A 12,877-nucleotide genomic window follows, 5' to 3' on the forward strand; every position below is an offset into this window, starting at 1 on the left:
CGGTACGGGTGTGCGAAGGTGTGTGCGCATGATTCGGCGGGGGGGAAGGGCGCGCTCGTGCGCCCACATGCTCACTCACGAGGAGGTTGGATCATGTTCGAAAACCAGCAGCGTGATGACGTCGAGGCATTGATGAAGGCTGATGCGGAATTCCGTCGCCTTTATCAACACCATCGGGAACTCGACAGCAAGGTGCACGACGCCGAGATCGGCGTGCTCCCACTCGACGACTTCACCCTCGCCAGCATGAAGAAGGAAAAACTGTACGCCAAGGCGCGCTTGGAACGAATGTGGGAAGGGCGGCGCCAGTTGTCCAACTAACCGGTTGACCCTATATGCCACGTCGGCCCCGGCAGCTTCCGCCCAGGAAGAGCGCCGGGGCCGCGACGTTTCTACCGGCCCGTTTGTGATGCTCGGTTATCATGAGTCTTTCTCCGGTGACGCTGGCGCGCCACCGGTCTGCCATGCGACGGAGCCTCCATGAAGGTGCAGCAAAGCATTCTCGAACTGATCGGCCACACCCCGATGCTGCGTGCGCAGCGACTCGACACCGGACCGTGCGAGCTGTTCCTGAAGCTGGAGAGCGCGAACCCCGGTGGCTCGATCAAGGACCGTATCGGCCTGTCGATGATCGAAGGCGCGGAGAAGGCAGGCAAGCTCAAACCTGGGGCAATCCTGGTCGAAGGCACCGCCGGCAACACCGGCTTGGGTCTTGCGCTGGTGGCGCAGGCCAAGGGCTACCGGCTGATACTCGTGGTGCCGGACAAGATGAGCCGCGAGAAGATCTTCAACCTCAAGGCGATGGGCGCCGAGGTGGTGCTCACCCGCTCGGACGTGGCGAAGGGCCACCCCGAGTACTACCAGGACATGGCCGAGCGCATCGCCCGCGAGACGCCGGACGCCTACTTCATCAACCAGTTCGGCAATCCGGACAACCCTCGCGCGCACATCGAGAGCACCGGGCCGGAGATCCTTGAGCAGATGGATGGCAGGATCGATGCCGTGGTGGTGGGCTGTGGCTCGTCAGGCACCATGACCGGCCTGTCGCAGTACTTCGCCAAGACTTCGCCGCACACCGAGATCGTGCTGGCCGACCCGGTGGGCTCCATCCTCGCCCAGTACATCAACGAGGGCACGCTCTCCACCAAGTCATCGAGTTGGCTGGTGGAAGGCATCGGCGAGGACTTCCTGCCGTCGATCAGCGATTTCAGCCGCGTGAAAAAGGCCTATGCGATTTCCGACAAGGAAAGTTTTCTTGCCGCGCGTGAGCTGCTGGCGAAGGAAGGCGTGCTGGGTGGCTCCTCCACCGGCACCCTGCTGGCTGCGGCGCTGAAATATTGCCGCGAACAGGCCAGTCCCAAACGCGTGGTGACCCTGGTCTGCGACACCGGCAACAAGTACCTGTCCAAGCTTTACAACGACTACTGGATGCTCGACAACGGCTTCCTCGAGCGTGAGCAGCATGGCGACCTGCGCGACCTGCTGCTGCGCCCGTTCGCCAAGCGCGACACCGTGGTGATCGGCCCGAACGAGCTGCTGATCACCGCCTATACGCGCATGAAGCTGTACGACGTCTCGCAGCTGCCGGTGATGGACGGCAACAAGCTGGTGGGCATCGTCGACGAGTCCGACGTGCTGCTGCACGTACATGCCGATGAGGCGCGCTTCCGCGATTCCGTGTCGGTGGCAATGATCAGCGATCTGCAGATGCTCGACGTGCGTTCGCCGATCGAGTCGCTGCTGCCCGTGTTCGAACGCGGCCACGTGGCGATCGTGATGGATGGCGAGCAATTCCTCGGCCTGATCACCCGCATCGACTTGCTGAACTGGCTGCGTCGCAAGGTGAACTGACTGCCTGACATCGGTGTCGAAAGTTGGTTGAAACGCGCGGACGGCACAGTCGCGCTTCTGCCTGCATCAGACGACACGGAGTTCGCCATGTGTGGAATCGTTGCTGCCGCCGCCCAGCGTGACGTGGCCCCTTTGCTGATCGCCGGCCTGAAGGCGCTGGAATATCGTGGCTATGACTCGGCTGGCCTGGCCGTGCTGGAAGGCGGTGAAATCCATCGCGTGCGCGCCAAGGGCAAGGTGCGCGAGATGGAAGCGGAGTACCTGGCCGCGCCGTTTCCCGGAGCCATAGGCATCGCACACACGCGCTGGGCCACCCATGGCGTGCCGAACGAGGCGAATGCACATCCGCACGTCGCCGGGCGCGTCGCGATCGTGCACAACGGCATCATCGAAAACTATGCCAGCCTGCGCGATGAACTCGCGGCGCGCGGCCATGTGTTCACCTCCGAGACAGACACCGAGGTAATAGCGGCGCTGGTCGAGCAGCGTCTTGCCGAGGGCATGAGCCTGCGCGAGGCGGTGTTGGCCGTGGTGCGCGGCCTGGAAGGCGCGTATGCGATCGCCGTGATCAGCCGCGACGAACCCGGGCGCGTGATCGGTGCCCGCCGTGGCGCGCCGCTGCTGGTGGGCGTGGGCATCGGCGAGCACTTCCTGGGCTCGGATGCACAGGCGCTGATCCAGGTCACCAACCGGATGATCTATCTCGACGAGGACGACGTCGTGGAGATGACCCGTGATCGCGTGCAGGTGTTCGGCTTGGACGGCCAGCCGGTCGAGCGTGCGGTACACGAGAGCGAACTGTCCGCCGATGCGGTGGAGCGCGGCGAATACCGCCACTACATGCAGAAGGAGATCTTCGAGCAGCCGCGCGCGGTGGCCGATACGCTGGAGTCGCGCCTAGGCGCGAACGGCGTGCTGCCGAATATCTTTGGGGTGGGCGGTAGCGAGCTGCTGGCGAAAGTGCGCGGCGTGCACATCATCGCCTGCGGTACCAGCTATCACGCCGGCATGGTGGCGAAATACTGGATCGAGGAATATGCGCGCCTGCCGGTCGCCGTCGAGGTGGCCAGCGAATACCGCTACCGCGAGGCGGTAGTGCCCGAGGGCACGCTGTTCGTGGCGATCTCGCAGTCCGGCGAAACTGCGGATACGTTGGCGGCGATGCGCGAATCGAAGCGGCGCGGCTACCTGGGCACGCTGGCGATCTGCAATGTGCCGGAGTCCTCGGTGGTACGCGAGGGGGATCTGAAGCTGATGACGCGCGCCGGTCCCGAGATCGGTGTGGCCTCCACCAAGGCCTTCACCACCCAGCTCGCCGCGTTGGCCCTGTTGTCCCTGCAATTGGCGCGACAGCGCGGGCTGGACGATGCGCGCTACGCGGATCTGTGCGCACAGCTGCAGGCCTTGCCGCGCGCGATCGAGCGGGCATTGGCACTGGAGCCGCAAATCATGGAGCTGGCCGAGCATTTCATTCCACGCCATCACGCACTCTTTCTGGGCCGCGGTGCGCAATACCCGGTGGCACTGGAAGGCTCGCTCAAGCTCAAGGAAATCTCCTACATCCACGCCGAGGCCTATCCGGCGGGCGAGCTCAAGCACGGCCCGCTGGCACTGGTGGACGAGGACATGCCCGTGGTGGCGGTGGCGCCGAACGGCCCGCTGCTGGACAAGCTGAAGTCCAACCTGCAGGAAGTGCGCGCCCGTGGCGGCGAGCTGATCGTGTTTGCCGACAGCGCCGCGCCGATGGACGGCAACATCGCACGCGGCCATTTGCTGCGTATCGACGCTGGCGGTGACTTCATCGCACCGGCAGTGTTCACCGTGCCGCTGCAGCTGCTGGCCTACCATGTGGCGGTGCTGCGCGGTACCGACGTGGATCAGCCGCGCAACCTCGCCAAGTCCGTGACGGTGGAATAGGCCTGTCGGTATTTGGTAGCGAACATCGGAAAGCTGGAAAAGAAAAAGCCGGCAATTGCCGGCTTTTCTCGAAGAGTGGATGGCTGTCTGTTTGATCTTCGCGATCAAGGACGACCGCAAGGATCACTCCCCGTTGTGCTGGTACTGCGGCGACATCGGCATCATGTTGGTGTTTTCGTTGTACATGACCCAGATGGATGCGCCCAGCACGATCACCACCAGTACGATGGTGAAGACAAAGGACAGCATGTTCCAGCCGCCTTCCGAGTGTGTGTCGAGGTGCAGGAAGTAGACCACGTGCACGAGGATCTGCACGATGGCCAGCAGCAGCACGAGGGTGATGGTCACCCAGTGGCTCTGGAATACGTGGCCCATCACCAGCCAGAACGGGATGACGGTGAGGATCACCGCCAGCACGAAGCCGGTCAGGTAGCTGCGCAGGCTGCCGTGGTTCGCGTGCTCGTCGTGGCTGTGCTCGTGGCCATGCACTGCATGGTCGTGGGAATTGGAATGGCTCATCGCAGCACACCTGCCAGGTAGACGAAGCTGAAGACGCCGACCCACACCAGGTCGAGGAAGTGCCAGAACATGCTCAGGCACTGCATGCGCCGGATATTGGCTTCGTTGAAGCCGAACTTGCCCAATTGCACCATCAGCACGATCAGCCACAGGATGCCGACGGACACGTGCAGGCCGTGCGTGCCTACCAGGGTGAAGAACGAGGACAGGAAGGCGCTGCGGCCGGGACCCGCGCCATCGGCGATCATGCTGGCGAACTCGCGGAGCTCCAGCGTCACGAAGCCCGCCGCCAGCAGGCCGGACACGGCCAGCCACAGCATCACTGCGCCCTTGCGCTTGCGCACCATCTCCAGCATGGCGAAGCCGAAGGTCACCGACGAGATCAGCAGCAAGGCGGTGTTGATCGCCAGGCCGTGCAGGTCGAGCACATCCGCCGCCGTCGGGCCACCAGCCGTGCTGGTACCCAGCACGGCATAGCAGGCGAACAGCGACGCGAAGATGAAGCAGTCGCTCATCAGGTAGATCCAGAACCCGAGCAGGGTTCCGTTGTGCGCGTGCTGTTCCTTCAGGCAAAGGAATCGCGATTGCGCGGTATCGACAGCCGTGCTGCTCATGCGTTTGCTCCCTGGGCCGCGTCCTGCCAGTTGCCGCTGTGTTCGAACGCGTTCACCTCAGCCTTGGGGATGTGGTAGTCGCGGTGGTAATTGAAGGTGTGCACGATGCTCGCGACGATGACGCCGACGAAGGACGCCGCAGCCAGCCACCAGATGTACCAGATCAGGCCGAAGCAGCAGGCGAAGGACAGCACGCCGATGACCACGCCCGAGGCGGTGTTCTTCGGCATGTGGATGTCGTTGAAGCCTTCCAGCGGGCGCTGGTAGCCGTGCTTCTTCATGTCCATCCAGGCGTCGCGCTCGTGCACGTTCGGGACGAACGCGAAGTTGTAGTCCGGCGGCGGCGACGAGGTGGCCCATTCCAGCGTGCGGCCATCCCACGGGTCCCCGCCCACGGCGTACTGCTTGCGGCGCAGGATGCTGATGCCGATCTGCACGATGAAACTGCCGATGCCGAGCGCGATCAGCGCGGCGCCGATGCCGGCAACGATGAAGTACGGCTGCAGCGCGGGATTGTCGAAGTGACTCAGGCGACGGGTCACGCCCATGAAGCCCATGATGTACAGCGGGCCGAACGCCAGCCAGAAACCGATCTGCCAGAACCAGAAGCTGGCCTTGCCCCAGAACTCGTCGAGCTTGAAGCCGAACGCCTTGGGGAACCAGTAATTGACGCCCGCGAACACGCCGAACACCACGCCGCCGATGATCACGTTGTGGAAGTGCGCAATCAGGAACAGGCTGTTGTGCAGCAGGAAATCCGCCGGTGCCACCGACAACATCACGCCGGTCATGCCGCCGATGGTGAAGGTGAACAGGAAGCCCATCGTCCACAGCATCGGCACGGTGAAGTGCACGCGGCCGCGGTACATGGTGAACAACCAGTTGAAGATCTTCACACCCGTCGGGATGGAGATGATCATCGTGGTCAGCGAGAAGAACGAATTGACGTCCGCGCCCGAGCCCATCGTGAAGAAGTGGTGCAGCCACACCAGATACGACAGGATCATGATCGCGCAGGTGGCGTACACCATCGACGAGTAGCCGAACAGCGGCTTGCCCGAGAAGGTCGGCACGATCTCCGAGTAGATGCCGAAGATCGGCAGGATCAGGATGTACACCTCCGGGTGGCCCCACACCCAGATGAGGTTGATGTACATCATCACGTTGCCGCCGAAATCGCTGGTGAAGAAGTGCGTGCCGACGTAGCGGTCCAGCGAGAGCAGGAACAGGGTGGCGGTGAGCACCGGGAAGGTGGCGATGATCAGGCCGCTGGTGCACAGCGAGGTCCAGGTGAACACCGGCATCTTCATCATCGTCATGCCGGGCGCGCGCATCTTGATGATGGTGACCACGAAGTTGACGCCGCTGAGCAGTGTGCCCACGCCGGACAGCTGCAGGCCCCAGATGTAGTAGTCGACGCCGGGACCCTGCTGCAGCTCGGAGACGGGCGGGTAGCCCAGCCAGCCGGCGGTGGAGAAGTCGCCCACGAACAGCGACACCATGAAGGTGATCGCACCCCAGAACGTGAACCAGAAGCTCAGGTTGTTGAGGAACGGGAAGGCCACGTCGCGCGAACCGATCTGCAGCGGCATTACGTAGTTGATCAACCCGACGATGTAGGCCATCGCCACGAAGAAGATCATGATCGAGCCGTGCGCCGTGAAGATCTGGTCGTAGTGCTCGGGCGGCAGGTAGCCCATGTTCGGGCCGAAGGCGATCGCCTGCTGCGCACGCATCATGACGGCGTCAGCGAAGCCGCGCAGCAGCATCACCGTGCCGAGGATCATGTACATGATGCCCAGCTTCTTGTGGTCCACGCTGGTGAACCACTCGCGCCACAGGTAGCCCCACAGGCGCTTGTAGGTGATGAGGCCGAGCACGGCGAGACCGCCGCAGATGACCGCCAGGAAGGTGACGAGGACGATGTGGCCTTCGAGGTCGGGCTTCAGGAACGGCAGCGAGTCGAGCGTGAGTCGGCCGAACAGGAAGCTCCTGGCGGCAGGGGGTGATGTGGGTTCAAGCATGGTTTGGATCCCAGAAAACAGATCAGTGTGCGCAGATCAGTGCGTCTCGGCAGCCTGCGTTTCGGCAGGCTTGGCGGCATCGGCAGGCGTCGTGTTGTCGTCGTGCATGCCCGGCATGTCCTGCATGGCGCCGCCGGCATGGGCATCGGCAGACATCGCCGGGCTCATGCAGGTCTGGCTGGCATCGATGCAGCGATCGAGGATGCGCGTGAACAGGTCGGGCTCGAAACTGGCGAAGGAGCGCGCCGCTGCATTGCGCTCCGGCTGGCGCAACTGCTCATAGGCCGGCAGGTCGAGCGAACCGCCTCCGGCGCGGGCTTTGGCGATCCAGCTGTCGAAGTCCTGCTGGCTCATGCCTTCGAAGGTGAAGCGCATGTCGGTGAAGCCTTCACCGCTGTAGTTGGCCGAGAAACCCTGGTACTGGCCCGGCTTGTTGATGACGGCGTGCAGCATCGTCTGCATGCCGGGCATCGTGTAGATCATGCCCGCCAGCTCCGGGACGGAGAACGCATCCATCATTTCGTCCGAGGTGAGCTTGAACTGGATCGGCCGGTCTACCGGCGCCGCCAGCTGGTTCACCGTGGCGATGCCGTACTGCGGATAGAAGAACAGCCACTTCCAGCGCAGCGATACCACATCCACTTCCAGCGGCTTGACGCCCACTGCCACGGGCTGGTTCGGTGCTACGCGGGTGAGCGGGCGATAGGGATCGACTTGGTGGGTCCCGATCCAGCTGATGGCTCCCACGGCGATGATGATGACCAGCGGCGCGGCCCATACCAGCAGTTCCAGGCTGGGCGAATGGTCCCAGTGGGCGTCGTAATGAGCCTGCTTGTTGGATGCGCGGTAACGCCAGCCGATGATGCCGATGGCGACCAGCACCGGCACCACGATCAGCAGGGTGATGAGCGTGGTGACGATCATGATGTCGCTTTGCTGGCGGGCGACGTCGCCGGAAGGATCGAGCAACGCGAAGTGACAGCCCGAAAGCAGCACGAGGGGGAGCAGCAGCAAGCCGCGGAGGCGTTTCACTGTCATGGACACATGTATCTATGTAGGGAGACGACGGGGAGCTGCTTACACTGCTCCCGCAGGGAGCGCCTATAATACTCCGTATGTCGTCGAGTTTCCCCGGCTGGACGGGTTCGTCCAGGTGTGATTCGGTGCCGCGAAGGGATTTGGATGGCCGCATGGAGCCGGCCGATCGCGTTCCGTCACGCCGACATCGGTTTTGTTCGACAATCCCCGTTGCACGCGCTTTTCCACGGAATCCCCATGTCAATCAGCAACGTCCAGTCGGCCGGCCAACCGGCTTCCCTAGCGCACGGCGCGAATCCCCATGACCAGCTCACCTCGGGCGACCTTGCCATCGGTGTGGTGATTGGTCGCATCTGCCAGTCCTTCGACCTGTTCGTGTTCGGCCTGGGCTGCGTGCTGGCTTTCCCGGAAGTGTTCTTCCCCTTCGCCAGCCACATGGACGGCGTGTTCTATTCGTTCGTGCTGTTCGCGTTGGCCTTCGTCGCCCGCCCGCTGGGCTCCATGTTCTTCGTGGTGCTGCAGCGCCAGTTCGGCATCGCTGCCAAGCTGACCATCGCGTTGTTCCTGCTTGGTATGGCCACGGCCGGCACGGCCTTCCTTCCCGGTTACTCCACGCTGGGCTGGGCCGCCATCGCGGCGCTATCGGTGCTGCGTTTTGTGCAGGGTTTTGCGCTGGGCGGAAGCTGGAACGGCCTGGCGTCGCTGGCGGCGCTCAAGGCGCCGAAGGACAAGCGCGGCTGGTACGCCATGCTGCCGCAGCTGGCCGACCCGATCGGCTTCATCCTCGCCGCGGCCCTGTTCGCCTATATCTGGGCCGCCCTCACGCCGCAGGAGTTCATCGAGTGGGGCTGGCGCTATCCGTTCTTCGCCGCGTTCGCCATCAACATCGTCTCGTTGTTCGCCAGCCTGCGCATGGTGGTTGCGCCGCGTTACGCCGAGCAGCTCAAGGAACGCGACCTCGAGCCCACGTCGATGCGCCAGCTGATGCGCGAGCAAGGCCGCAATGTCGGCCTGGGTACTTTTGCCCCGCTGGCGAGCTATGCGCTGTTCCACTTGGTGACCATCTTCGCGCTGTCGTGGGCGCTGCTCTATACGCAGCAATCGGTGACCAGCTTCCTGCTGGTGCAGGTGGTCGGCGCCTTCGTGGCCATGCCTTGCATGATCATCTCCGGCAAGGTGGCGAACCGCTTCGGCCGCCGCACCACGCTGGGTGTGGGCGGCGTGCTGATCGCGGTGTACAGCGGCTGGACTGCACTGCTGCTTTCGGGCGGCGTGGTGAACAGCTACCTGTTCGTCATCGTCGGTTATGCCTTGCTCGGCTTCACTCACGCGCAGGCGGCCGGCGCGGTGAGCGCGAACTTCCCTCCGGAATTCCGCTACTCCGGCGCCATGATCACCTCGGACTTTGGCTGGCTGATCGGTGCGGGTTTCGCGCCGCTGGTGGCGCTGTCGCTCGCCATCTATGCCGGCGTGCCCTATGTGGGTCTGTACCTGCTGACGGGGGCCGTGGGCACGCTGGCGGCTCTGTGGTTCAGCCGCCAATCCGGCTTGCCCAACGACTGATGGGCAAATTTGTCCTTCGCCTGCCGCGTACCGTGCGGCAGGCGATCATGGCGCGCCATGTCTGACACCCCGACTTCTTTCGACGGTAGCGAGCGAAACGTGCGCGGCCCGCTGGCGCTGGCCTTGCTGGCGCTGCTGGGTATCGTGTTGTTTTCCGGCTTCGTGGCGCTTGGTACCTGGCAGGTGCAGCGGCTGGCTTGGAAGACGGCGCTGATCGCGCGCACCAACGAGCGTGTGCATGCTTCGCCAGTGCCTGCGCCGGGGCCAGAGGATTGGGCCGGCATCACCGCGGCCAACGCCGAATACCGCCATGTGCAACTCAGTGGCACGTGGATTGCTGGGCGCCAGACGCGGGTATGGACAGCCACCGAAGCTGGCAGCGGCTACTGGATACTCACGCCGCTGCGTCGCGACGACGGCAGCATCGTGCTGGTGAACCGCGGCTTCGCGCCGGAGGGCTGGTGCGACTTCAAGGGTAATTGCCCATCTGCGCCGGATGGCGAAATCACGGTGACCGGGTTGCTGCGGATCAGCGAGCCTCCCGGCCTGTTTCGTCACAACGATGCTGTCAGTGATACGTGGTATGCCCGCGACGTAGCGGCGATCGCCAAGGCGCGCGGCCTGCAGGATGTCGCCCCATACTTCGTGGACGCCGACGCGATATCGGGGACAGCCTCATCTGCGTGGCCGCGCGGTGGCATGACGGTGGTCCATTTCCCGAACCATCATCTCAACTATCTGATCACTTGGTACGTCCTGGCGCTGATGGTGCTGGGTACGGCTGGCTACGTGGCGCGCGACGAATACCGCCTGCGGCGCCATCGACGGTTTGAACGCTCCGATTGACAGGCACCACCGCGTCTTCTGATGTGCTGGGTTGGTAGTCGTGCGCCGATCTCTTCGCGGGACTCTGCAAAGAGCCTTTGCGGCGGAACAGTGGTCACCGGTGGATGGATCAAATCGTCACCGTAATGACGCCCGCGGTCGCGAACACGGCTAGAGGTCAGGAGCCATTTTTGTTTTGCGGCCGGCTCGTGCGGAGAGCGGCACCGACCATTTGTGTGGCCAGTAGATGCCATGGCGCAGGTCGGATCCGCTATAGATGGTGATGTCGTCGAAGCCTGCTTTTGCTAGTTCATGCAGCATTGACGATTCCGAAAAAACCCGCATTTCCAACGTGCTTCCAGGGCCGCCATGGAAGACAAGGTCGTTGAAATACTGCACGTCCCCGCTGCGGGTCGTATTCTTCAGTTGATAACCCGTGGGCGTTTTCTCTATGGAATAGTCGTTCAGATCGGGGAAGTGCTCCTGCGTTGGAACCATGTCCTCGCCCGGATGGGTGAACGGGACGGAGAAAACAAAGACTCCGCCGGGCTTGAGGAGCTTTCTCGCATTTTCGAAGGCGCGCGAAACCGGCGGTTCGACATGTTCGAAGACATCAGTGGAAAGGATGAAATCCAGTGTCCCTTCCATGGAAGACTCTATATTGGTGATGTCGAGGTGCGGCGCTTGGTGGTAATAGGTGTTTTTGTAAGCCAGCCGATGGGCCAGCGGAATGGCATAGCCATCCCAGCAGCTCATGCCGATGCCGAGAATGTCCGGTCGTGGAGGGCTGATTTGCGAGATGCTCAGGCTGCGTTCGAACAACTCGGTTGTGAGGATCTGGATGATGGAGCGCATCCGGACAGTGGATCCGCATTTCTTGCACGTCGAAGCTTCGCGCGTTAGTTCGCTTAGAACTGCCTCGTTTTGCTCATCGCATATGTTGCAGTAGAAAGTAATTGGCTCATCGGGCCGGTGACGTGCTGCTGCCGTGTTCAATGTTCCTCCTTTGTGACCTCAAGTCATGCTGATCGCGTGACTGTGGCCTATGCATGAAGATTCCGTCAGCGCATTGGTCGGGCCCGCATGGAATTACTTCAGGCTCTTCCATACACGTCGTCGTAGCGCACGATGTCGTCTTCGCCAAGATAGCTGCCGGACTGCACTTCGATCAACTCGACCGGCACCTTGCCCGGATTGCGCAGGCGGTGCGTGCTGCCCAGCGGGATATAAGTGCTCTGGTTCTCGCCGAGCAGGAACACCTTGTCGCCGCAGGTGACTTCGGCGGTGCCGGAGACCACGATCCAGTGCTCGGCACGGTGGTGGTGCATCTGCAGGCTGAGGCTTGCGCCGGGCTTCACCACGATGCGCTTCACCTGGAAGCGTTCGCCTGCCTCCAGCGAGTCGTAGCTGCCCCACGGGCGATGCACGACGCGGTGGAACGAATGCTCGCTGCGCCCACTGGCCTTGAGCTGGTCGACGATCTTCTTCACTTCCTGCGCTGCGTCCCGATGCGCAACGAGGGTGGCGTCCGGCGTGGTGACCACGACCAGATCCTCCACGCCCACGGTGGCGACGAGGTGACGGCCGTGCGAGCGCAGCAGCGAGTTGCGCGTGTCCACGGTCAACGTATCGCCTTCGCGCAGGTTGCCGTCGGCGTCGCGTTCGCCGGCCAGCCACAGCGCCGACCATGAGCCGATGTCGCTCCAGCCGCAGGAGACGGGGACCACCGCGGCGCGCGTGGTCTTTTCCATCACGGCGTAGTCGATGGAATCCTCCGGCACCTTGCCGAAGGCATCCTTGTCCACGCGCACGAAGTCGAGGTCACCCTGCGCGGCGGCATGCGCGGCACGCACGGCGGCCAGCATCGCCGGTGCGTGCTGGCCGAGTTCCTCCAGGTAGCGATCGGCACGGAACAGGAACATGCCGGAGTTCCAGTCGTAGCCACCATCGGCGAGATAGCCTTCGGCGGTGGCGAGGTCGGGCTTCTCCACGAAGCGCTCGACACGGAACGAGCCTGCTTCCAGCGCCTCGCCGCGGCGGATGTAGCCGAAGCCGGTTTCGGCGCGGTCGGGGCGGATGCCGAAGGTGGCCAGCCAGCCCTGTTTCGCCAGCGGGAGTGCCTGTGCCACCGCGTTGGTGAACGTGTCGGTATCGCCGATCAGGTGGTCCGCCGGCAGCACCAGCAGCAGCGCCTCGGGGTCGCGCTTGAGCGCTTCCAGTGCACCCAGCGCAATGGCCGGCGCGGTATTGCGCGCCAATGGCTCCAGCACGATGGAGGCACCTTCGACGCCCGCCTCCAGCAACTGCTCGGCCGCGAGGAAGCGATGATCTTCGCTGGCTACCACGATGGGTGCCGCAACCTCCGGCAAGGCACGCGTGCGTGCGACGGTTTGCTGGAACAGCGTGCCGTGGCCGGCCAGGGACAGGAACTGCTTGGGCAGGTTCCTGCGCGAGACGGGCCACAGGCGGGTGCCGCTGCCGCCGCTGAGGATCAGGGGAATGAGCATGGTGCTTCAGCCTGTAAGT

The 12,877-nt window shown here is 63.4% G+C and carries 11 protein-coding genes; 5 read left to right on the forward strand and 6 right to left on the reverse strand.

Annotation, left to right across the window (positions count from 1 at the left end; translation table 11 throughout):
* The first annotated feature begins 93 nt into the window (after positions 1-93).
* The 3 genes from IHE49_RS12290 (at position 94) to glmS (ending at position 3,768) form a co-directional block, all read left to right on the forward strand.
* Positions 94-321 (forward strand): YdcH family protein, encoded by a 228-nt coding sequence (locus IHE49_RS12290; RefSeq protein WP_192105879.1) that lies wholly within the window; start codon positions 94-96, stop codon positions 319-321.
* Between the two features lie 159 nt (positions 322-480).
* On the forward strand, positions 481-1,851 hold the full coding sequence (locus IHE49_RS12295; RefSeq protein ID WP_192158290.1) for a pyridoxal-phosphate dependent enzyme: 1,371 nt from the start codon (positions 481-483) through the stop codon (positions 1,849-1,851).
* 87 nt (positions 1,852-1,938) lie between these two features.
* On the forward strand, positions 1,939-3,768 hold the full coding sequence (gene glmS / locus IHE49_RS12300) for a glutamine--fructose-6-phosphate transaminase (isomerizing) (RefSeq protein ID WP_192158292.1): 1,830 nt from the start codon (positions 1,939-1,941) through the stop codon (positions 3,766-3,768).
* A gap of 123 nt (positions 3,769-3,891) precedes the next feature.
* Here the strand turns inward: glmS and cyoD are convergent, their stop codons facing one another.
* The 4 genes from cyoD to cyoA all read right to left on the reverse strand — a co-directional run bounded on the left by cyoD (position 3,892) and on the right by cyoA (position 7,963).
* Entirely contained in the window at positions 3,892-4,287 is a 396-nt protein-coding gene (cyoD, locus tag IHE49_RS12305; RefSeq protein ID WP_192158294.1) for a cytochrome o ubiquinol oxidase subunit IV, read from the reverse strand.
* The gene (cyoC, locus tag IHE49_RS12310) at positions 4,284-4,901 is read right to left on the reverse strand and encodes a cytochrome o ubiquinol oxidase subunit III (RefSeq protein WP_192158296.1); all 618 of its coding nucleotides are present in this window, start codon (positions 4,899-4,901) and stop codon (positions 4,284-4,286) included. The genes cyoD and cyoC overlap by 4 nt, the downstream gene beginning before the upstream one ends.
* Positions 4,898-6,886, reverse strand: coding sequence for a cytochrome o ubiquinol oxidase subunit I (cyoB, locus tag IHE49_RS12315; protein WP_225578426.1), 1,989 nt, complete (start codon positions 6,884-6,886; stop codon positions 4,898-4,900). The genes cyoC and cyoB overlap by 4 nt, the downstream gene beginning before the upstream one ends.
* A 75-nt stretch (positions 6,887-6,961) precedes the next feature.
* The gene (gene cyoA / locus IHE49_RS12320; protein WP_192158300.1) at positions 6,962-7,963 is read right to left on the reverse strand and encodes a ubiquinol oxidase subunit II; all 1,002 of its coding nucleotides are present in this window, start codon (positions 7,961-7,963) and stop codon (positions 6,962-6,964) included.
* A 237-nt stretch (positions 7,964-8,200) separates the two neighbouring features.
* On the opposite strand from cyoA, the gene IHE49_RS12325 reads away from it, so the two are divergent.
* Together IHE49_RS12325 and IHE49_RS12330 are read left to right on the forward strand one after the other, a co-directional pair.
* On the forward strand, positions 8,201-9,526 hold the full coding sequence (locus tag IHE49_RS12325) for an MFS transporter (protein WP_225578417.1): 1,326 nt from the start codon (positions 8,201-8,203) through the stop codon (positions 9,524-9,526).
* Between the two features lie 57 nt (positions 9,527-9,583).
* Positions 9,584-10,372: an SURF1 family protein gene (locus tag IHE49_RS12330; protein WP_192158302.1), complete on the forward strand. Its 789-nt coding sequence runs from the start codon at positions 9,584-9,586 to the stop codon at positions 10,370-10,372.
* A 150-nt stretch (positions 10,373-10,522) separates the two neighbouring features.
* Here IHE49_RS12330 and IHE49_RS12335 read toward each other — a convergent pair whose 3' ends face one another.
* The gene (locus IHE49_RS12335; protein WP_192158304.1) at positions 10,523-11,206 is read right to left on the reverse strand and encodes a methyltransferase domain-containing protein; all 684 of its coding nucleotides are present in this window, start codon (positions 11,204-11,206) and stop codon (positions 10,523-10,525) included.
* 239 nt (positions 11,207-11,445) lie between these two features.
* Complete coding sequence (locus tag IHE49_RS12340; RefSeq protein ID WP_192158306.1) at positions 11,446-12,858, reverse strand: mannose-1-phosphate guanylyltransferase/mannose-6-phosphate isomerase; 1,413 nt, start codon at positions 12,856-12,858, stop codon at positions 11,446-11,448.
* Positions 12,859-12,877 lie beyond the last annotated feature (19 nt).

Origin of the sequence: Rhodanobacter sp. 7MK24 (assembly GCF_014842995.1) — a bacterium.
Taxonomy (GTDB): Bacteria; Pseudomonadota; Gammaproteobacteria; order Xanthomonadales; family Rhodanobacteraceae; genus Rhodanobacter_A.

Excerpts from the sequence above, each read along its gene's own strand:
- cyoD (WP_192158294.1), bottom strand. The coding sequence starts at position 4,287 with ATGAGCCATTCCAATTCCCACGACCATGCAGTGCATGGCCACGAGCAC.
- cyoC (WP_192158296.1), bottom strand. The coding sequence starts at position 4,901 with ATGAGCAGCACGGCTGTCGATACCGCGCAATCGCGATTCCTTTGCCTG.
- glmS (WP_192158292.1), top strand. The coding sequence starts at position 1,939 with ATGTGTGGAATCGTTGCTGCCGCCGCCCAGCGTGACGTGGCCCCTTTG.
- cyoA (WP_192158300.1), bottom strand. The coding sequence starts at position 7,963 with ATGACAGTGAAACGCCTCCGCGGCTTGCTGCTGCTCCCCCTCGTGCTG.
- IHE49_RS12335 (WP_192158304.1), bottom strand. The coding sequence starts at position 11,206 with ATGCGCTCCATCATCCAGATCCTCACAACCGAGTTGTTCGAACGCAGC.
- IHE49_RS12290 (WP_192105879.1), top strand. The coding sequence starts at position 94 with ATGTTCGAAAACCAGCAGCGTGATGACGTCGAGGCATTGATGAAGGCT.
- IHE49_RS12330 (WP_192158302.1), top strand. The coding sequence starts at position 9,584 with ATGTCTGACACCCCGACTTCTTTCGACGGTAGCGAGCGAAACGTGCGC.
- IHE49_RS12325 (WP_225578417.1), top strand. The coding sequence starts at position 8,201 with ATGTCAATCAGCAACGTCCAGTCGGCCGGCCAACCGGCTTCCCTAGCG.
- IHE49_RS12295 (WP_192158290.1), top strand. The coding sequence starts at position 481 with ATGAAGGTGCAGCAAAGCATTCTCGAACTGATCGGCCACACCCCGATG.
- IHE49_RS12340 (WP_192158306.1), bottom strand. The coding sequence starts at position 12,858 with ATGCTCATTCCCCTGATCCTCAGCGGCGGCAGCGGCACCCGCCTGTGG.